This window comes from Arthrobacter sp. 18067 (assembly GCF_902706295.1).
Classification (GTDB): Bacteria; Actinomycetota; Actinomycetes; order Actinomycetales; family Micrococcaceae; genus Arthrobacter.
This window is the reverse complement of the sequence record NZ_CACSJJ010000015.1, coordinates 41,002-58,993: the sequence shown is the minus strand read 5'-3', so window position 1 is coordinate 58,993 and position 17,992 is coordinate 41,002. Positions and strand designations below refer to the sequence as shown.

The 17,992-nt window shown below is 64.3% G+C and carries 19 protein-coding genes; 9 read left to right on the top strand and 10 right to left on the bottom strand.

All coding sequences use genetic code 11. The features are described from left to right. Positions 1 to 5: 5 nt before the first annotated feature. Positions 6 to 704, top strand: a complete 699-nt coding sequence (locus GVL04_RS15370; protein ID WP_235036313.1) for a hypothetical protein — start codon at positions 6 to 8, stop codon at positions 702 to 704. A 19-nt stretch (positions 705 to 723) separates the two neighbouring features. After that, positions 724 to 2,475 (top strand): beta-galactosidase family protein, encoded by a 1,752-nt coding sequence (locus GVL04_RS15365; RefSeq protein ID WP_159706122.1) that lies wholly within the window; start codon positions 724 to 726, stop codon positions 2,473 to 2,475. 346 nt (positions 2,476 to 2,821) lie between these two features. Here GVL04_RS15365 and GVL04_RS15360 read toward each other — a convergent pair whose 3' ends face one another. The 3 genes from GVL04_RS15360 to GVL04_RS15350 all read right to left on the bottom strand — a co-directional run bounded on the left by GVL04_RS15360 (position 2,822) and on the right by GVL04_RS15350 (position 6,065). After that, entirely contained in the window at positions 2,822 to 3,187 is a 366-nt protein-coding gene (locus GVL04_RS15360; protein ID WP_159706120.1) for a hypothetical protein, read from the bottom strand. A gap of 101 nt (positions 3,188 to 3,288) precedes the next feature. Next, the gene (locus tag GVL04_RS15355) at positions 3,289 to 5,007 is read right to left on the bottom strand and encodes an amidase (protein WP_159706118.1); all 1,719 of its coding nucleotides are present in this window, start codon (positions 5,005 to 5,007) and stop codon (positions 3,289 to 3,291) included. Beyond that, positions 5,007 to 6,065, bottom strand: coding sequence for an agmatine/peptidylarginine deiminase (locus GVL04_RS15350; protein ID WP_159706116.1), 1,059 nt, complete (start codon positions 6,063 to 6,065; stop codon positions 5,007 to 5,009). The genes GVL04_RS15355 and GVL04_RS15350 overlap by 1 nt, the downstream gene beginning before the upstream one ends. A gap of 82 nt (positions 6,066 to 6,147) precedes the next feature. Between GVL04_RS15350 and GVL04_RS15345 the strand changes: the two genes are divergently transcribed. Continuing rightward, complete coding sequence (locus tag GVL04_RS15345) at positions 6,148 to 6,783, top strand: TetR/AcrR family transcriptional regulator (protein ID WP_159706114.1); 636 nt, start codon at positions 6,148 to 6,150, stop codon at positions 6,781 to 6,783. A gap of 17 nt (positions 6,784 to 6,800) precedes the next feature. Here GVL04_RS15345 and GVL04_RS15340 read toward each other — a convergent pair whose 3' ends face one another. Beyond that, entirely contained in the window at positions 6,801 to 7,787 is a 987-nt protein-coding gene (locus GVL04_RS15340) for a LacI family DNA-binding transcriptional regulator (protein WP_159706112.1), read from the bottom strand. 165 nt (positions 7,788 to 7,952) lie between these two features. Between GVL04_RS15340 and GVL04_RS15335 the strand changes: the two genes are divergently transcribed. The 5 genes from GVL04_RS15335 (at position 7,953) to GVL04_RS15315 (ending at position 12,490) form a co-directional block, all read left to right on the top strand. Then, complete coding sequence (locus tag GVL04_RS15335) at positions 7,953 to 8,168, top strand: hypothetical protein (protein WP_159706110.1); 216 nt, start codon at positions 7,953 to 7,955, stop codon at positions 8,166 to 8,168. Then, complete coding sequence (locus GVL04_RS15330; protein WP_159706108.1) at positions 8,165 to 9,670, top strand: sodium:solute symporter; 1,506 nt, start codon at positions 8,165 to 8,167, stop codon at positions 9,668 to 9,670. Before GVL04_RS15335 ends, GVL04_RS15330 begins: the two co-directional genes overlap by 4 nt. After that, positions 9,667 to 11,271 carry an amidohydrolase gene (locus GVL04_RS15325; RefSeq protein ID WP_159706106.1) on the top strand — a complete coding sequence of 535 codons (1,605 nt, stop codon included), beginning with the start codon at positions 9,667 to 9,669 and terminating at the stop codon, positions 11,269 to 11,271. Before GVL04_RS15330 ends, GVL04_RS15325 begins: the two co-directional genes overlap by 4 nt. A 56-nt stretch (positions 11,272 to 11,327) precedes the next feature. Further along, complete coding sequence (locus tag GVL04_RS15320) at positions 11,328 to 11,978, top strand: hypothetical protein (protein ID WP_159706104.1); 651 nt, start codon at positions 11,328 to 11,330, stop codon at positions 11,976 to 11,978. Positions 11,979 to 12,064: 86 nt separating this feature from the next. Continuing rightward, positions 12,065 to 12,490, top strand: coding sequence for a hypothetical protein (locus GVL04_RS15315; RefSeq protein WP_159706102.1), 426 nt, complete (start codon positions 12,065 to 12,067; stop codon positions 12,488 to 12,490). Positions 12,491 to 12,543: 53 nt separating this feature from the next. Here the strand turns inward: GVL04_RS15315 and GVL04_RS15310 are convergent, their stop codons facing one another. From GVL04_RS15310 to GVL04_RS15300, 3 genes are all read right to left on the bottom strand, one after another. After that, on the bottom strand, positions 12,544 to 12,855 hold the full coding sequence (locus GVL04_RS15310) for a DUF3040 domain-containing protein (RefSeq protein WP_235036312.1): 312 nt from the start codon (positions 12,853 to 12,855) through the stop codon (positions 12,544 to 12,546). Between the two features lie 105 nt (positions 12,856 to 12,960). Next, positions 12,961 to 13,728 (bottom strand): carboxymuconolactone decarboxylase family protein, encoded by a 768-nt coding sequence (locus tag GVL04_RS15305; protein ID WP_159706098.1) that lies wholly within the window; start codon positions 13,726 to 13,728, stop codon positions 12,961 to 12,963. A gap of 24 nt (positions 13,729 to 13,752) precedes the next feature. After that, entirely contained in the window at positions 13,753 to 15,153 is a 1,401-nt protein-coding gene (locus GVL04_RS15300) for an MFS transporter (protein WP_235036311.1), read from the bottom strand. Positions 15,154 to 15,353: 200 nt separating this feature from the next. Here GVL04_RS15300 and GVL04_RS15295 point away from each other — a divergent pair, with 200 nt between their 5' ends. Next, positions 15,354 to 15,755: a hypothetical protein gene (locus GVL04_RS15295; protein WP_200846867.1), complete on the top strand. Its 402-nt coding sequence runs from the start codon at positions 15,354 to 15,356 to the stop codon at positions 15,753 to 15,755. Between the two features lie 9 nt (positions 15,756 to 15,764). Here GVL04_RS15295 and GVL04_RS15290 read toward each other — a convergent pair whose 3' ends face one another. The 3 genes from GVL04_RS15290 to GVL04_RS15280 form a co-directional block, all read right to left on the bottom strand. Then, positions 15,765 to 16,184, bottom strand: coding sequence for a heat shock protein transcriptional repressor HspR (locus GVL04_RS15290; RefSeq protein ID WP_159706096.1), 420 nt, complete (start codon positions 16,182 to 16,184; stop codon positions 15,765 to 15,767). A 10-nt stretch (positions 16,185 to 16,194) separates the two neighbouring features. Further along, a complete protein-coding gene (locus GVL04_RS15285; protein ID WP_159706094.1) occupies positions 16,195 to 17,178 on the bottom strand; it encodes a DnaJ C-terminal domain-containing protein in 984 nt (327 codons plus the stop codon). 152 nt (positions 17,179 to 17,330) lie between these two features. Further along, the gene (locus tag GVL04_RS15280; protein WP_026543425.1) at positions 17,331 to 17,990 is read right to left on the bottom strand and encodes a nucleotide exchange factor GrpE; all 660 of its coding nucleotides are present in this window, start codon (positions 17,988 to 17,990) and stop codon (positions 17,331 to 17,333) included. Positions 17,991 to 17,992 lie beyond the last annotated feature (2 nt).

Here is a 17,992-nt window from a genome sequence, read left to right as displayed (position 1 = left end):
GTATTGTGAGCGCTAAACCGCGGCGGTGGGCCGGGCCAGGATTCGAGACCTTCGGAAGCATTTTCGGGTTTATTTACACCTTCCTGGCCGGCAATGCACTGCTCGCCGTGGCCAACGCGCCGCTGGTCCTCTGCCTTTCGCTGGTGGCCGACCCGGCCGCTGCGTGGCCGTTCTTCCTGGCGTTCTCGGTCACCATTGCGCCGTCACTCGCCGGCATCTTCGCTGCTTTCAAGGCCTTGAACGACGACGGCGGCGCGGTCAAGCCGGTTGCCGCCTTCCTCCGGGGATACAAGCGCAGTTTTGCGAAGGCCGCACTGCTCGGCGTGGGTGCCGTGGCCCTGCTGATGTTCCTTGGCGTGGACCTGGCCGTCCTCCAGAGCAATGTCCAGACCATTCCAGGCGCTGCCCTGCTGGTGCCGCTGATCGTCGTAGCAGCCGCAGTGACCGTGAGCCTTACCGTCACGGCGATTGCCGGCGTCGTACTTCTGCCCGAGGCGAAGCTGAAAAGCATCCTCAGGGCTTCCCTTTATCTGGTGGCGCAGCGCTGGTACCTCAGCCTGGCCATGCTGGTCCTGCTGGGGATCATCGTGTCCGCCGCCGTGATGCAGCCGGTGCTGGGCATCGCGTTGGCGCCGGCACCCCTGCTGTTCGTGATCTGGAGCAACGCTTCGTACGCCTTCTACGCCGTGCTCCGCTCCGCGTAGACCCCGTTAGGACCTCACTTTGGAAACCTTCGCAATCGGCGATCAGGACTTTCTCCTGAACGATGAACCTTTCCGCATCCTTTCCGGAGCCATCCACTACTTCCGGGTGCACCCCGATCTGTGGGCCGACCGGATCCACAAGGCCCGGCTGATGGGATTGAACACCATCGAGACCTACGTGCCGTGGAACGAGCACTCGCCAACTCCGGGTGCCTTCCTTACCGACGGCGGGCTGGACCTCGGGCGCTTCCTGGACCTGGTGGCCGATTCCGGGATGCACGCGATTGTCCGACCCGGCCCCTACATTTGCGCCGAGTGGGACAACGGCGGGCTGCCCGCGTGGCTGTTCACCGACCCCACCGTGGGCGTCCGCAGCAGCGAACCCGGCTACTTGGCGGCTGTCTCTTCCTACATGGAGTCCGTGCTGGCTTTGGTGGTGCCGCGGCAGATCACACAGGGCGGTCCAGTGATCATGTTCCAGATTGAGAACGAGTACGGCGCCTACGGGAACGACAAGGAGTACCTGCAGCATCTGGTGGACCTGTCCAAGCGTTCGGGTGTTGATGTTCCGCTGTTCACCTGCGACCAGCCATTCGGGACCATGATCGAGGACGGCTCACTGCCCGAACTGCACAAGACCGGGACGTTTGGTTCACGTTCCCTTGAGCGGCTTGCGTTTCTGCGGGAGAGGCAGCCCACCGGGCCGCTGATGTGCGCCGAGTTCTGGAACGGCTGGTTCGACAACTGGGGAACGCACCACCACACCACCGACGCCGCTGCTTCCGCCGCCGAACTGGACGCGCTGCTGACTGCCGGGGCTTCGGTGAACATCTACATGTTCCATGGCGGCACCAACTTCGGTTTCACGAATGGAGCCAACGACAAAGGCATCTACGAGCCCACCATCACCTCGTACGACTACGACGCACCGCTTTCTGAAGACGGGCACCCGACGGCCAAGTACTTCGCGTTCCGGGACGTGATTGCCAAGCACTTCCCGGTTCCTTCCGAAGTACCTGCCGTGAGGGTTCCTGTTCCCGCTTCAACCGTTCCCATCGCCAGGTCCGTGTCCCTGCTGGATGTCCCGATTGCTACGAGGCCAGTCGCGGGGTCTGTTCCCCCTGTGGAAGTCACCGGGCAGTACCGGGGCTTCTACCTCTATGAGCTCTCGCTGCCGGCTGGCGGTGTGCTGTCATTTTCGGAAGTACGGGACCGCGCCCAGTTCTTCCTGGATGGCGTGCCCGTGGGTGTGCTGAGCCGGGAACTGGGCGAGCGCTCTGTTGTGATCCCCGCTGGTGGCCGCTTGCAGGTTCTCCTGGAGGACCAGGGCCGGGTGAATTACGGGCAGCGAATCGGCGAGGACAAAGGGCTGATGGGGCCTGCGCTGCTGAACGGCGTGGAGGTTTTGGACTGGGAAATCGGCGCTGTTGACCTGGCTTCGCTGGATGATTTCCGGTCTGCGGCCGCTGAACTACCGGTCGGTGGCGTTAACGCGGGCGTGACTGGCCCATCCGTTTCGTTTGCAACCTTCGAAGCCGACGGACCTGGGGATCGTTTCCTTCGCCTTGACGGCTGGATCAAGGGCAATGCCTTCATCAACGGCTTCAACCTGGGCCGTTACTGGAGCCGCGGACCGCAGCGCACGCTGTACGTTCCCGGTCCCCTGATCCGCGAAGGTGCCAACGAGCTCGCCATCCTGGAACTGCACGGAAGCGCGACGCGCGAGGTAAGTTTCGCCGTCGGGCCCGACCTGGGCCCCGACGAAAAGTAACCCTCTCTCACCTACCGCGCCCATTTCCCCAACGCTCTCTCACCTCCCACCCGGCTTTCGCCAACGCTCTCTCACCTCCCACCCGGCTTTCGCCAACGCTCTCTCACCTCCCACCCGGCTTTCGCCAACGCTCTCTCACTTGCTTGAAAGAAGCGAGAGAGCGTTGGCCAAAAGGGATATGACATGAGAGAGCGTCCGGTTTTAGGGGCCATTTGATGAGAGACGGTCCGCGCCAAAGGGCCATTAGGTGAGAGAGGGTCGATGGGGGGATGCGGGAAGGGACCGGTTCAGTTGAACCGGTCCCTCTCGTGTGTTCAGCGACTGTGCGTTCAGCGCGCGGGCGTCATTAGCCGCGGCAGAGCTCGCCGTACTTGGTGCCGGCTTCCTGGTAAGCGGCGCCGAGCTCAGCCAGTTTTGCCTCTCGTTCGCTCTTCTGCGCAGCGTCCTTCGGCTCTTCCTTGGCCTGCTCGTCCAGGAACTCGAGGATCGCGGTGACAACCGGCTTCATGTCATTGGAAGCCACTGACTCGATGGGCCGGATGGCGTTGGCAACACGAATGGTGGCGGTCTGGCTCGCGTTTTGGGGAATGCCGGCTGCGGCGACGCCAACGCGGTCGCAGGTCTCCGCAGTGGTCAGCTGCTGCTGGGCGGAACAGGCGGATGCCGAGGCGATGAGCCCGGCAGCGATCAGGACAGTGGTGAGTTTCTTCATGATTCCCTCAGTGGTCGACGTCCCTTTGATTGTAATCAGAGCCGGGGCCCAGCAACGCATTAGGTCCGGCTTGCCCGCCATCGAATTCGCCGTCGAATCCTTTACAGCGTCGGCGTCCGGGGCGGAGCCGTGCGGCGCGAACCCGTTGCTTCGAAGGCGGCAGCCAGCGTCAGCAGAGCCGTGTCATCGTAGGCTCGGCCCGCGAAGGTGAGGCCCACGGGCATGCCGATATCTGTCATCGTCCCCATCGGCACGGTAACCGTGGGAATGCCCAAGTGCCTCGGGACGAGGTTGCCGTTGGCCACCCACACGCCGTTGCGCCAGCCGAGGTCTGCAGAGGCCGGGTTGACGTCCATGTCGGCAGGTCCGACGTCGGCCACTGCCGGGAACAGGACGGCATCCAGGTTCAGCCCGTCCATCCAGTCCTCCAGATCAATGCGCCGGGTCTCCTCCAAGCCGCGCACCCCGCCTTCCAGTTCGGGGATCTCGGTGAAGCGGGAGACGCCGTACTCGCGGACCTGCCGGGGATAACCGGAGATGTGGTCGTCGAATCCGGTGTAGCGGTCCGCGAGGGCGCCTTTCGGGTGGGGGAAGATCGCTGCGCCGTCCACATCCGCAAGCCTGTTGAGGGCGGGATCGCCGTTGGCCTGCAGGAAGTCGTCCCACGCCCAGGCCGAGAGGTCCTCGATCTCACGTTTGAGGTATTCGGAGCTGACAAGGCCTCGGGTGGCGATGGTGGGCGCGCCGGGTCGGTCGCCTTCATAGTTGGAGACCACAGGGAAGTCCACCAGCACAACTTCAGCCCCGGCAGCTTCGAGGTCGCGCTTCGCGGCCTCCCACAGGGCTATCACGGATGCCCGCGTCTGAATGCGTTGCCCGGTGGGCCCGCCGATTCCCGGCTGCTTGCTGGGCCCGGCGTCCGGGTCTGCGTTGATATACATGAGCGGCACACCGAAGCGCTTGCCCCGCAAAGCCGGCAGTCCGCCGTCGACCTTTTCCGGTGACAGCGCAACATACGACTCGGGCCGGACCTCGGAAGACTTGGGGAGCTGAACCCAAGGCTGCGCCCGCCAGAAGTCACCGCGCGTCTCGGCGTCGTCGGCCACGATCACGTCCAGCAGTTCCAGCATGTCGGCCATAGTGCGGGTGTGCGGCACCACGACGTCCATGGTGGGAACCAGCGGCCAGTTTCCGCGCACCGAGATGACGCCGCGCGAGGGCGTGTAAGCGCACAAAGCATTGTTCGACGCCGGTGCGCGGCCACTTGACCAGGTCTCCTCACCAAGGCCGAAGGCCCCGAAACTGGCTGCAGTCGCCGTGCCGGAACCGTTGGAGGAACCGGAACCGAACGCGGCTGTCAGGAAGTCTGCGTTGTAAGGGCTTTCGGCGCGTCCGTACACGCCACGCTGCATGCCACCGTTGGCCATGGGCGGCATGTTGGTCAGGCCAATCAGCACCGCACCGGCATCCCTGAGCCGTTCGATGGTGAAAGCATCCCGCTGCGCCACCAGATTCTCAAAGGCGGGCGAACCTGCCGCGGCAGTGAGTCCCTTGGCCAGGTAGCTGTCCTTGGCCGTGTACGGGATGCCGTCCAACGACCCCCGTAGCGTGCCCTGTGCCCGGCGTTCGTCCGAAGCCCGGGCATCCGCCAATGCAGCGGGGTTCATGACCACCATGGCGTTGAGCCTGATGCCGTTGCGATCATAGGCCTCGATGCGGTCAAGGTACGCCTGGGTCAGTTCCTCGCTGGTCGCCTCCCCTGATTCCAAGGCCTCGCGCAGTTGCGCAATGGAGGCTTCAACGACGTCGAAGCGGGCCATTACGCTGCTCCTCCGGCGAGCGGTGATCCACTGAGACGCGGCTGCTGCTGGGTGATGCAGTGGATGCCGCCGCCGCGGGCCAGGATAGGCCGGGCGTCCACGGTGACCACGCGGCGGCCAGGGTAAGCCTCAGCCAAAATTTCTGCCGCAAGGGCGTCAGCACGTTCTTCGCCATAACCGCAGGCGATCACGCCGCCGTTGACCACCAAGTGGTTGACGTAGCTCCAGTCCACAAAGCCGTCGTCGTCGCGCAGCGTTTCCGGAGCCGGCAGCGGCACAATCTCGAACGGCTTGCCGGCAGCGTCTGCCTGCGTTTCCAGGAATGCCTGGAGCGTGCGGCTGACCTCGTAGTCCGGGTGTTCCGGGTTGGTCTGGGAGTGCAGCAGGATGCGGCCGGGAGTGGGGAGGGTTGCCACCATGTCGATGTGACCGCGCGTGCCCAGGTCCTCATAGTCGCGGGTCAGTCCCCGGGGTACCCAAATGACTTTGGTGGCTCCGATGGTGCGGGCCAGTTCAGCTTCGACAGCTGCCTTGTCGGCATAGGGATTCCGGCCCGGATCCAGCTGGACCGTTTCGGTGATCAGCACGGTTCCCTCGCCGTCCACGTGGATGGCGCCGCCCTCGTTGACCAACAGCGAGCTGACCAGTTCGGCGCCGGACTGGTCAGCGACGAAGCGGGCCATTCCGGCGCTCTTCTGCCATTCGGACCACGCCGGCGCACCCCAGCCGTTGAAGATCCAGTCCACGGCGCCAAGCACGCCGGGACGTTCGTCGTCCAGCACAAAGGTGGGTCCGACGTCGCGCATCCAGAACTCATCCAGCGGCGCCTCGACCTGCTCGATGCCGCTGCCCAGCATCCGCGCGGCGCGCTGGCGCTCGCTCGGGTCCACCACCATGGTGACAGATTCGAATTCTGCCACGGCATGGGCGACGGCGGTCCAGGCCGCGTAGGCCTCTTCGGCCGAGGCGGCGTCGTCGCCAAGGGTCAGGCCGGTGCGGGGAAACGCCATCCAGGTGCGTTCATGCGGTGCGGTTTCGGCCGGCATTCTCCAAGCCATGGGTGACTCCTTCGTCTTCTGACAATTCTCTTGTTGATCGCACGATCAACAATGGTGAAAAGGTAATCTAGACTGGTCATTGATGTCAAGCACTCCACAGAAGCGCGCGGTCCGGAAGTCACCGGCAGAACGCGCCGCAGAAATCACTGAAGCCGCCCGCGAGATCGCACTCGAGACGGGCCTCACAGCCCTGACGCTGCGCAATGTGGCCGCCCGGGTGGGGGTCGCTTCAGGCTTGGTGGCGCACTATCAGCCCAACATGGAAGCGCTCGTCTCCAGCACGTTCGCCACCATCGTTGCCGCGGAAACACAGGAAATCGCAGGCTTGCTTAGTCAGCTCCCCACCCCCTCCGAGCGGCTCAGCTTGCTGGTGGACACGCTCCTGGACAACAGCAGGCTCGACGTCACTGCCATCTGGGTTGAAGCTTGGACACTGGGACGCCGCAACGAAGCCCTGGCCGCGTCCGTCCGCGAGCAAATGGACGCCTGGCAGAAAGTCTTCCAAGGAGTCGTGGAAGATGGCAACGCGACAGGAGCGTTCAACGTTTCCGACGCCGCCGCCGTCGCCTGGCAGATCCTCGGCATGGTGGACGGCCTGAACGCGCAGGCCCTGGTCCGCTGGGACGGCGTCAACGACCGCGGCAGCCACCTTGCCCGGGCGGTGGAGGGAATGGTCGGGGCAGCCCCCGGATCGCTCGTTGCCAAACCCGCCCAGTAAGCGCCGCCGAGCCCCGCTCAGCGCACCAAATGCACGCTGGCGCCCTCAAACCAACGGTGCACAGGCAGGGCGTCAGGCTCCTGGATGATGGAGTCCAACAATTCCGTGGCAGCCTTCCCATAAGCACGCGGCGCCAGGTCAATTGAGCTGATCAGCGGATTGCCGGTCTCCAACGCGGCAGCACCGGCAAAGGAAACCACATCCAAGTCCTTGCCCAGCGCCAGGCCGCGGCTTTCCAGGACAATCTGGCTTTGTGCAGCCTGCCCCTGGGCGCCGCAGACCAATGCATCCGCTCCCCCGATATCCACGGCCTGGGTGATGGCAGCCACCAGGTCCCGCGGGCTGGCGTTGGCTCCGACCTCATGGACGCGGGGCTCCAGGCCATTCCGGATGCACCAGTCGGTGTAAGTCCGGCGGGTATCGACGGCCCAGGATGATCCAATGGCGTCGTCAATGGCGAGCAGCGCCGGACGCCGCCGGCCACGGGCCAGCAGGTGGTCCAGCACCTGGGTCTGCAATTCGGCATGGTGGGCCTCAAGGGTTCCTTGCACCCGCTCCTCACCAGGACCGCCATAACGGCCAACACTCACCGTCGGGATGCCACTGGCAAGGAGCGCCGCCACCAGGGGCTCCCCGGGGGCGGGGTCGATGGCTATCACCCCATCCACCTGGAAAGCCATACGTGGCGTGAGTTCGCGCGCAAAAAGGGTGACGTCGTAGTCAGCGGCAGCGGCGCCTTCCGTGACGCCAAAGGCGAAGTCCATGTAAAACGCGAGGCTGCGGGCCACCGGAGGAATGTGGAGCCCGATGGTGCCGATCCTGTTGACGCGCAGGCTGCGGGCAGCTCGATTGGTGACGTATCCGAGGCGGTCAGCGGTTTCCTGGATGAGCTCGCGCTTCTCATCGGAGATGCGGCCGGTGCCGCCCAATGCGCTGGACACGGTGGTCTTGGACAGGCCGAGCTCCCGCGCGATGTCCATGATGGTTGCCCGGGTTCTCGCCATGACCTCATCCTAGGCGGCGCCCGGGCGATGGCGCTTCCCGGATGTTCGGGGAGCCCTTGACATCAACCCTGTGACGTCCCACACTTTTATTTGCGGGAACGTTCCCGCAAATCGTCTCCTTCGCTTACATCCGGCCAACGACGCCCGGAGGAATGGATCCCCCCAATGTCCCAAGCTGTCCTGACTTCGGACCGCCGAAGCCACATACGCAGGACGATCTTCGTGGTCGATATCCTGCTCCTGCTTGCCCCACCCGTGCACTGGTTGTTCAGCGATGGCCAAGCCACCATCTGGTACTTCCTGGTAGCCAACGCCCTGGTGACCTTGTCCCTCTTCGGCCTGTGGATGACGCGGGATGCTGACGAGGAGGCAACGCCATGAATATGCTGATCGGTTACGGCGCCATCCTTCTGTTCACGGTGCTGGTGGTGGTTGTCATGAGCCGCGGCCGGCGCGTGGACAAATCCATGAGCGAATACGCCACCGGTGGCCGCTCCTTCAGTTCCTGGTACGGCACCATGGCGTTCCTCAACACCTGGCTTGCCGGCACGATGTTCATTTCCTTCGCCGGCTTGACTGCCAGCGCCGGTGCCATCGGCTTCTACTCCTTGTCCTATTCACTGCTCAGCGTGGTCCTGATGTTCTTCCTCGGCACACCCGTGAACAAGTGGGGCCGCATCCACGATCTGCGGACCCAGGCAGACCTGCTTGGCCTGCGGTACAACTCGCGCTCGGTACGGGTCATTGCAGCGCTCATCGGCGTCCTGGCATCCATACCGTGGGTCGTCCTGGGCATGCAGTCCCTTGGCCTCGTCTTCTCCACTCTCTCCTTCGGGCAGGTCTCCCCTTACGTCGCTGTGGTGATCGGTGTGCTCTTCATCGCCGCACGGCAGATCTGGACCGTCAAGCTTGGCACCCGCGGGCTCATCATCAGCGACATGGTTCAAGGGATCTTTGCCTACGGCGTCGGATTCCTGGTGATCCTCGGACTCATGGTCTGGCTCATCACCAACGGTCACGGGTTCAACGAGGTTTCGCCCAGCTTGCTCCAACTTCCCGGTCCCGGCAGCGCAGCGGGCCCGTTCTACCTGTTCTCCCTGATTTTTACGGGAATGATGGGCGCCTGGTGCTGGCCGGACCTCTTTGTCCGGATGTTCAGCGTCAAAACCCCGAAGACGGTCCAGAAGTCCGCCGTCCAGGCAGCACCGATCATGTTCCTCTTCTCCGCCGCGCTCACCACGGTGTGCCTGCTGGCCACCAGCATCCCGAGCGTTTCCGATGCCCCCGACACCGTGTGGTTCATCCTGGCCGGAATCGGCGGAGTGGGCATGGTTGCCATTGCCGGCGTGTGTGTTGTGGCCGCCACCATGGGCAACGTCGGAGCCAATCTGCAGGCCGTGGGCACGCAGCTGGCCAACGACGTGATCGGCGTTCACAAACATGAGCGCATCGAGTCCGCGAAGGGTGCGAAGATCGCCGTCGCTGCCATCACGCTCATCTCGGCCGGCGCCGCGCTACTGATGGCAAACCAGGTCTCCGGCCTGATCGTGGTGGCCTTCGTGTCCTACCAGGCCATCTGCCAGCTGGCGCCTACGCTCCTGCTCGGCATCTTCTGGCGTCGCGGAACGGCTGCCGCCGCCAACGCCGCCATGGTCTCGGGAATCCTGGTGGCAGCCGTTCTGGAACTCATGTACCCAAGCCCCCTGTCGATTCCGTGGCTGGGTGGGCTGACTTCCGGAGTGGCCGGTTTGATCGTCAACCTGGCCGTCTACTTGGTGGTCTCCGTCGTCAAGCCTGCCCCCGCTGCAGAACAGGCGCGCGTGGACGCGCTCTTCGCGGGACTGAAGAAGAAGGAAACCATCAGCGAAGGAGCACTGACGTGACGGTCGCAGACACCATCGTTCTAGCACGCCGAATCCACACCCTGGACCCGGACACGCCAACCGCCACCGCCCTTGCGATCAAAGACGGCCTGATTGCCGCCGTCGGGAGTCCTGCGGACGTTGAGCCCTTCCGTGGAACCGGCACCGTGATCTGCGACTACGGCGACGCCACAATAGTCCCCGGCCTGAACGACAGCCATACACATGTGGTTTTTGGCCTGGACCTGGCCCGCGGCTTGCAGTTGACGGACCTCGGGCCCCTCGCGGAGGTGCAAGGGATCATCGGAGACGCCGCCGCGGTTGCCGGCCCGGGTGAGTGGGTGATCGGTTGGGGCCTGGACCCTAATCTCTTCACAGGCATCGGCTTCAGCGGCCGCCTTTTCGACCAAGCCACCGGTTCCGTGCCGATGTTCCTGCGAATGCGCGACGGCCACTCGGCGATCGTCAATTCGGCGGCCTTGGCCACGGCAGGGATCACGGGACCGGTCGACTTTCCGGATGAGTCACTGATAGACGTCGACGACGACGACACCCCCACCGGCTACCTCGTCGAGTTCAGTGCCATGGACCTGGTGACGAAAGTCCTCCCGCAGGAGAGTTTCGAAATCCGCGCCGAAAGGCTGGGCGAACTGCTGAACGGGATGGCCGCCGTCGGAATCACCTCCACGCATGTCATGGACTACGCCGAAGGGTCGGGAGAACTTGCCTCCCATCTTGAGGCCACCGGCGAGCTCCCGATCCGGTTGCGCTTCTCCCCCATGGTCAATGCCGGCGCATCGCTGCACGAACTGCAGGAAGCTGCCGCGCTGCAGGGCACGGGCGGCAGGAGATGGCGAGTGGAGGGCGTGAAGTTCTTCATCGACGGCACCATCGACAACGGCTCGGCATGGCTGGAACAGCCTGATGCCTACGGCGAGAACCATGAATCCGTGTGGACCGACCCTGAGGACTTCCAGAAGGCACTGAGGTTCTTCGTGGAACGCGGCATTCCGACGGCCACGCATGCCATCGGGGACCAAGGGGTTAGGTACGTTCTCGAAGGGCTGGAGGCTGCCGGGGACGCGCGGTATTTGGCCGCTCACAGGATCGAGCACATCGAGACCATCCCCGACGATCTGGTGGCCCGGTTCGCCGAACTCAGCGTCGCGGCCAGCATGCAGCCGGTCCATGGGACGCACCATACCCGGGCCGACCGCACGGACAACTGGTCTGTACGCCTGGGTGGTGAGCGGTCCGCCCGCGGCTGGCGCTGCCGGGATCTGCGGGAGGCCGGAGTGACTGTGGCCCTCGGCTCCGACTGGCCCATCACGCCCTACGATCCTCGGGCCATGATGGCTGATTCCATCCTGCGCCGGCCGGTTGAACGGCCGGACGTTGAGCCGGTCCAACCGGAGCAGGCCCTCACGGCGCTGATGGCCTTGGAAGGTTACACCAGCCATGCCGCAGCCGCCGCCGGCCTGGCTGCGGAGATGGGCACCATCAGCGTCGGGAAGCTGGCCGACCTCACGGTTTTCGAGCAGGATCCGTTGCTGGTCACGCCGGAAGAGCTGGCCAGGACCTCCGTTGTGGCGACTTTCGTGGAGGGGGTACCTTCACGCTAGCTGTTGGCAGGGTGCCCGTCTTCGGGACCGCGGCACCCTGCCCTAGGCTGGAGACCATGGCGATCATTCACAAGGCAACCCTGTCCCCGTCCAAGCTCGAACTCATCGCTGACTACTTGCCGAAGCAGCCCTGGTTCATCCAGGACGGCACCCCGGAACTCATCGGCGCCTACCGTTTTGACGATCCCGCCGGAGAAGTGGGTATCGAGACCCATGTTGTCACCGCAGGCGAGCGCATCTACCAGGTTCCCCTCAGCTACCGCGGCTTCGAGCTGGCCGGCGCCGAGGAATGGCTCATCGGCACCATGGATCACTCGGTCCTGGGCAAGCGCTACGTCTACGACGCCTGCGCCGACCCCATCTACGTCAAAGCCCTCGCTACAGCCATCTTGACCGGCCAGAACGAGGCGGAACTGATCGTCGACGGCGAGCCGGAACCCCGGCCCAGCACGGTCACGGTGAAAGGCAGCGGAAAGCTCGACGGCGGTGTCCCCACCTTGAGCGCATCGGCGCCGGTATCGGGCAGCGGCGTGACGATCATCGACGCGGGCGATCTTCGATTGAAAGTGGCGCGGGTCCTGGATGTAGCCGCGGACGCTTCTGCCAGCACCGCGGCAGCACCTGAGCTCCACAGCGGGCTGACCCTCAACGGCCAGTGGGCCGGACTGGAGAACCCTGTGGAGTTGGCGGCAGTGGTCCGCGACTGACCCTCCGACGCCGGGGCGCCCTGTTGGTCGCAGGGGCTCCGGCGTAGGCTGGCAAACGGGGCCATCTACTCCGATAGGGGTGCACCATGTACAAACCGCAGAACATCATTCCCGCCGTGCAGGATCTTGCCCGGGAGTGGGTGACGCACGCGGCAGACGGCACATCGTCCCAGGCTGATGCGGTGGTGAAGTGGGCGTTGACCCGCATCGATCATGCCGATGTCCCGTCCGTGGTACACGGTGTCATGCTCACGCTGACCGGCAACAAAAAGGCTGCCAAGGATGCCCAACGGACTGCAGCCAACGCCGTCAAGAGGACGACGCAGGCCTTGAAGCGGACGAGCCCACAGCGTGCTCCACGCCTGTCAGGGTGGGTTGTCGGCCTCCTCGTTGGGGCTGTGGTTGGCGCGGGCGCAGTCCTGGCGTGGCGCATGATGATGCCCCCGGGCGAGCCGGAACCCGTGAAGCAGCCGGAAGCGCCGGTCCAGCCTCCCGTTCCTCCGGTTCCTTAAGAAACGTCCGTCTCACCGGCGTCGGGGGGTAGCGCCCAAGGTGCCGTACCTCATTACGGTGCCGGTTCGCCGTCGTGCCGTCCGATCCGCCGCCGGAGCGAAGACCCGGCAAGAAGCCAGTAGGCCCCGGCGCTGGCAAGCAGGAAACCCACCACCCCCAGCACGACGAGCTGGGTGATAATCCCGGCGATCACCATGACGAAGCCGGACAGAACAGCCAGGCTGCCAAGAATTGTGCGGGCTGCTGCTCCGCGTGGGCGGCCAGACTTCAGCTCAGAGGCGAGCCCGGGATCCGTCGACGCGAGTTCCCGCTCCAGCTCTTCCAAGCTCCTGCGTTCTTCTTCCGACAACGACACCGGAATCATCCTCACGATGCTCAGGTCATCAGCACGAGCGCTGCTTGCCGTGCCATGCCTTCATTATCTGCCCGTTTCACCCATCTAGCCACAGGTAGAACCGGCACTGGACGGCTAAACGGTTTCGGCGGCCGGAACCACTTCGTTGAGTACCCGGAGCGCGTTCAGCGTCCGCGGATACCCAATGTAGGGCAGCAATGCCGTGATCACCTCAAGCATCCGTGCGCGGTTATTGCCGACGTTGAGGTTGCCTTGGACGTGCCCCTTCACTTGAGGTTCGCAGCCGCCCAAGGAGACCAGCATGGACAGCGTGAGGAGCTCGCGGGTTGCGATGTCGAGGCCACCGCGGGTGAGGTAATCACCAAAGCAGTTTCCGGCCAAATAGTCCTGGAAGTGCCTTTCGTCTTCGGCCGCAGCGGCACGCATGGCGTCCACCCTCTCGACGCCGGCGATGATTTCCTGGACCGCCAGGCCCTTTTCTGCGCGGTCAGCCGGCGTAGTGCTGGACTGTCCTTCCAAGGGAAGTTCCACTCCATGATCGGTGAGGATCTGGTTGGTGGCAGTCAGGAAGTCAGAGACCTTGGCCATGCCAACATAGGGCACCGCCTGATAGACGATTTCCTTGACCTGAACCGGGGTCACCCCAATGGTGAGGGCCGCACCCAGCATGGTCTTGTACTCGCCCAGGCCCTGGCACGCGATGAGCGATGCGAGCTGGACCATGAGCCGGGTCTTGGTGTCCAAATTTCCATAGCGACGGGTCTCGTCAAGGGCGAAGTTGTTGACTATCTCCACGAGTTCGGGATCCGTGACCGCAAGGGTTGGGAGCTTTCCCGGGAAAAGTTGGTCGTGGTTCCGGCGTGCGGTCTCCGTGGGTGCCATGGGAGGTCTCCTTTGATGAGTGGTTTAGTTGTGGATCCGGCGAATGAAAAGGCTCGCGACCGCCGTCGCGAGAAGCAATAGGGCTGCGATCAGCAGGCTCGCCTGCAAACCGGGCACGAACCCTGCAGGGCCGGCCAGCAGCGCACCGAAGACAGCAACGCCAACGGCCCCGCCGAGCTGGCGGAAGGTGTTGAAGACCGCGCTTGCGGTGCCTGACCTATGCGCGGGGACGCTGTCCAGGACGTGCGCCGTGATGGGTGGCATGGCCAGTGCGCCACCGACACCGATGGGGATCAGCAGCAGCGCGACAGCTACCAGCGATCCGGCGGGCGCCGCCAACAGCATGCCCAGCAATCCCACCACCATCAACAACTGGCCAACGACAGCCGGAACGCGGGGGCCGAATTTAGCGGCCATTCTGCCGGCCACCACGTTGCTGACTGCAATGAGAACGGAGGCAGGCAGGAAAGCCAGGCCAGCCAGCAACGGGGACAGGCCGAGGTGCTGCTGCAGGAAGAGGCTGATCACAAACACCATCCCGTACCAACCAACCATGAAACTGAACCCCACCGACAGCGCGATTCGAAGCCCACCGGATTGGAACAGATCAAGAGGCATCATCGGGTTCTGTCCATGGGCCTGTGCCCTGAGGAACACGGCGATCGCCAGGACAGCACCAGCCAGTGCGAGCAGGACCTGCGGCGCCCCGAACCCCAGTACCCCTCCCTCAATGAGCCCGAAGATGAGAGCCCCTACGCCGATGAGGGCCGCGATCTGGCCCAGCCAATCGAACGTCGCCGGCCGCTCCGGGGAGGCCGGGACCTTCAGGAGCAATGCCACTGCCACTGCACCCACGGGTACGTTGATGAGGAAGACCAAGCGCCAGTCAACAGTGGTCAGCAATCCGCCGAGCGCCGGTCCGGCTGCGGCCGCCACGGCCCCGCCGAGCGCCCACAAACCAATGGCTTTGGAACGTTGGATCGCGTCCGGGAAGGCTTCGCGGATCAGGGCCATCGACGGCGGCAGCATCAGCGAGGCCGCGGCGCCCTGCACGAACCTGGCGAGGATCAGGACCCACAGAACAGGGGCTAACGCACAGGCGGCCGATGCCAGAACAAACAACACCAGCCCGAAGGTGAACGCGCGCTTGGCTCCGATGCGGTCCGACAGATTCCCGGCGAACAACAGCAAGGACGCGAACATGAGCGTGTAGCCGTCCACGATCCACTGCTGGCCTGCCGTGCCACCGCCGAGTTGGGCGCCGATGGTTGCCAACGCAACGTTGACGATCAGGGCGTCCAGCGTGATGACGAAGAAACCGAGCGTGGAGACGGCCAGGGCGACGCGGCCGGCTGCCCCGGGTGCGGGGGTCACCGGCTGGTCAGGCGAGACAGCGGGATTCGAGGAAGTGCTGGTGGAGGTCACCTATCCATGACAACCCGGTTGTGAGAGATGTGGGAGAGTCCCTTGTTACAGGTAGCGGGAGTACCTCCCTCGTCCATTCCGTAGCCACCTCAGCGTGCGCCCGGCTTACCAAGGGTTCTAAGGATGCTTACGATGGAGGGGCGGGTTACGGCCCGCAGATGCACGGACTACCGAACGCCGACTGGAAAGTTGAACTCCCCATGGCACGACGAAACTCCAAAAAGGCAGCAAACCTGATCGGAACCAGTTCCAAACGGCGCGGACCAGGACGCGCCATCTGGCTCATCGCAGCGGGTTTGGCGGCTGGCATAGCCGGCGGCGCGTTTGCCTTCCGGATGCTGGCGCCGCAGGCTTCCCCGACGCCGGAACCCGCACCGACCGAACAGCCCGACGAGATTCTTGTCCGGGAGGAACCAGTTGAGATTTCCACGAGGATGCGTCCCGGCGAGTGGACCGAAGAGTCGCTGCAAGAGCACATCGGGAATTACAAGCAGCAGATCCGGGACATGGGTGCAACGGACTCGCAGATCGTGGTCAACGTGGAGCGCACCGAGGGGGGAGCTGCCCGCGTGGTGGTGAGTTGGGACCGCAGCCGGGCTTAGCTCACGGAACTAATCCCCTCGAGGCCTCCACACGACAACAGCCTGCGACCGCGCACGGGGACGCTGGCCACGGGCCAGGCTGACGACGTCGCCAGCTGCACCTGCAGCAAAGATGCGCGCATCCACGGGCGTCCGGCGGCGGGTCAGTTCTTCTGTCAGCTCAGCCACGCGGTATTGGAGCGCGGCGACCTGGTTTTCGAGGTCGAGGATTCGCTTGATGCCCTCAAGGGAGACGCCTGACTGCGAGAGGCGCTGGACCTCCCGCAGCTTGTTGACGTCGTTCTGCGAGTAGCGGCGGGACTTGCCGGGCGCACGACTGGGCGAGACGATGCCCAACCGGTCGTACTGGCGCAACGTCTGCGGATGCATGTCGGCAAGCTCCGCAGCAACGGAGATGACAAAGATCGGCTGGTTGACGTCGATGCCCATGACCGCCTCCTTACAACCGGGCCTTCGTGGCCAGGTCGTGACGCGGGTTGGCGTCAGTGGTGGCAGCAGCGAAAGCCTTCACGGCTTCTTCCGCTTCCTTGTTCAGGTTCTGGGGAACCGCGACGTCGATAGTCACCAACAGGTCGCCGGTCGCCTTGGACGTCTTCACGCCGCGGCCCTTGACCCGGAGGGTACGACCCGATGGTGTTCCGGCCGGGACGCGCACCTTGACGGTGTCGCCGTCGAGCGTTGGAACCTCAATAGTGGCGCCAAGCGCCGCTTCCGCGAACGTGACCGGCACGTGGATACGGATGTTGTCGCCGTCGCGGTGGAAGAAATCATGCGGCTTCACGCTCACAGTGATGATGAGGTCGCCGTTGCCGGCCGGGCCAACGTTGCCCTTGCCGCGCTGACGTACTTTCTGCCCGTCCTTGATGCCGGCGGGGATCTTGACGTCGATGACGTTGCCATTGCTTTCACGCAGGCTCACAGTGGTGCCCTTGATGGAACCGGCAAACGATATGGACGTCGTAGCTGTCCGGTCAGAACCCTTCTGCGGAGCCCTTTGGAACCCGGTCTGGTTGCCGCCGCCAAAGCCGCCACCAAACAGGTCAGCGAACTCAGGCGGAATACCGCCGCCGCCTGCAGGCTGACGGGCACCCGGCCCGCCACCGAACAAGCCACCGAACAGGTCCTCGAACCCACCGTTGGCTCCAGCACCACCACGTCCAGCGCCAGCACCCGGAGCAAACCGGGCACCACCCATGGCACGGATGGCGTCATACTGCTGCCGGTCCTCGGCACTCGACAACACCGAGTAAGCCTCGGAAATGTCCTTGAACTTCTTCTCCGCAGCAGCATCCCCAGCATTGGTATCCGGGTGGTACTGCCGGGCCAGCTTGCGGTAAGCCTTCTTAATATCCGCGTCGGACGCGTCCTTGGCGATACCAAGGATCGCGTAAAAATCCTTTTCAACCCAGTCCTGGCTGGCCAAGAGCGTTTCCTTTCAAATCAATAAAGCGTACGGCCGCAGTCAGCTCACCTCAGGCGAGCTTACAGCGGGCGCGGAACCGGATATGGGGCGGCGGTGTGGAGGGCACCGCGAAGCGGGCACCGCCCCATATCCGGTGTAGCGACAAGGCGAGACTACGCCGGGACAGCCACGATGACCTGGGCCGCACGCAGGACCCGCTCCCCTGAGCGGTATCCGGAGCGCAGCACCTGGCTGACCGTGTCAACCTCGATGTCTTCGCCGGGCTGCTGGATGAGTGCCTCGTGGATGGTGGGGTCGAATTCGACGCCCGTATCCGCGATGCGTTCCAGTCCGTACGTCTTCAGCGCGTTCTCCAGCTTGGTGGCGATGGCGGCGAAGGGGCCGTCTTCGAGGTCACCGTGCTGGCGTGCGGCGTCGACGTCGTCCAACACCGGGAGCAGGGAGTTCAGGACGCCGATGACGGCCATCTCTCCTGCTACGGCGCGGTCGCGTTCGACGCGCTTGCGGTAGTTGACGTACTCAGCCTGGAGGCGGAGGAGGTCGTTGCGGAGCTCCGCTGCCTGGGCTTCAGCCGCGGCACCGGAGGCTACCGACTCTTCAGCCGGCACCTCTACCCCGTTGAGGATTTCCTCAGCTTGGGAGAGGGCGTCGCCGTCCGTGGGAGCGGCGTTGCCTTCGGTGGGAGCCGCAGCTTCGCTGTCAGGCTGACGGGCTGCGCCGGTCTCCGGGTCAACCTTGCGGTTGTCCCGGATAACTGGCTTGCGCGGTTCGTTGCCTTCAGAGTGCTCTGCTTCGTTGCCGTGGTGAGGCATGA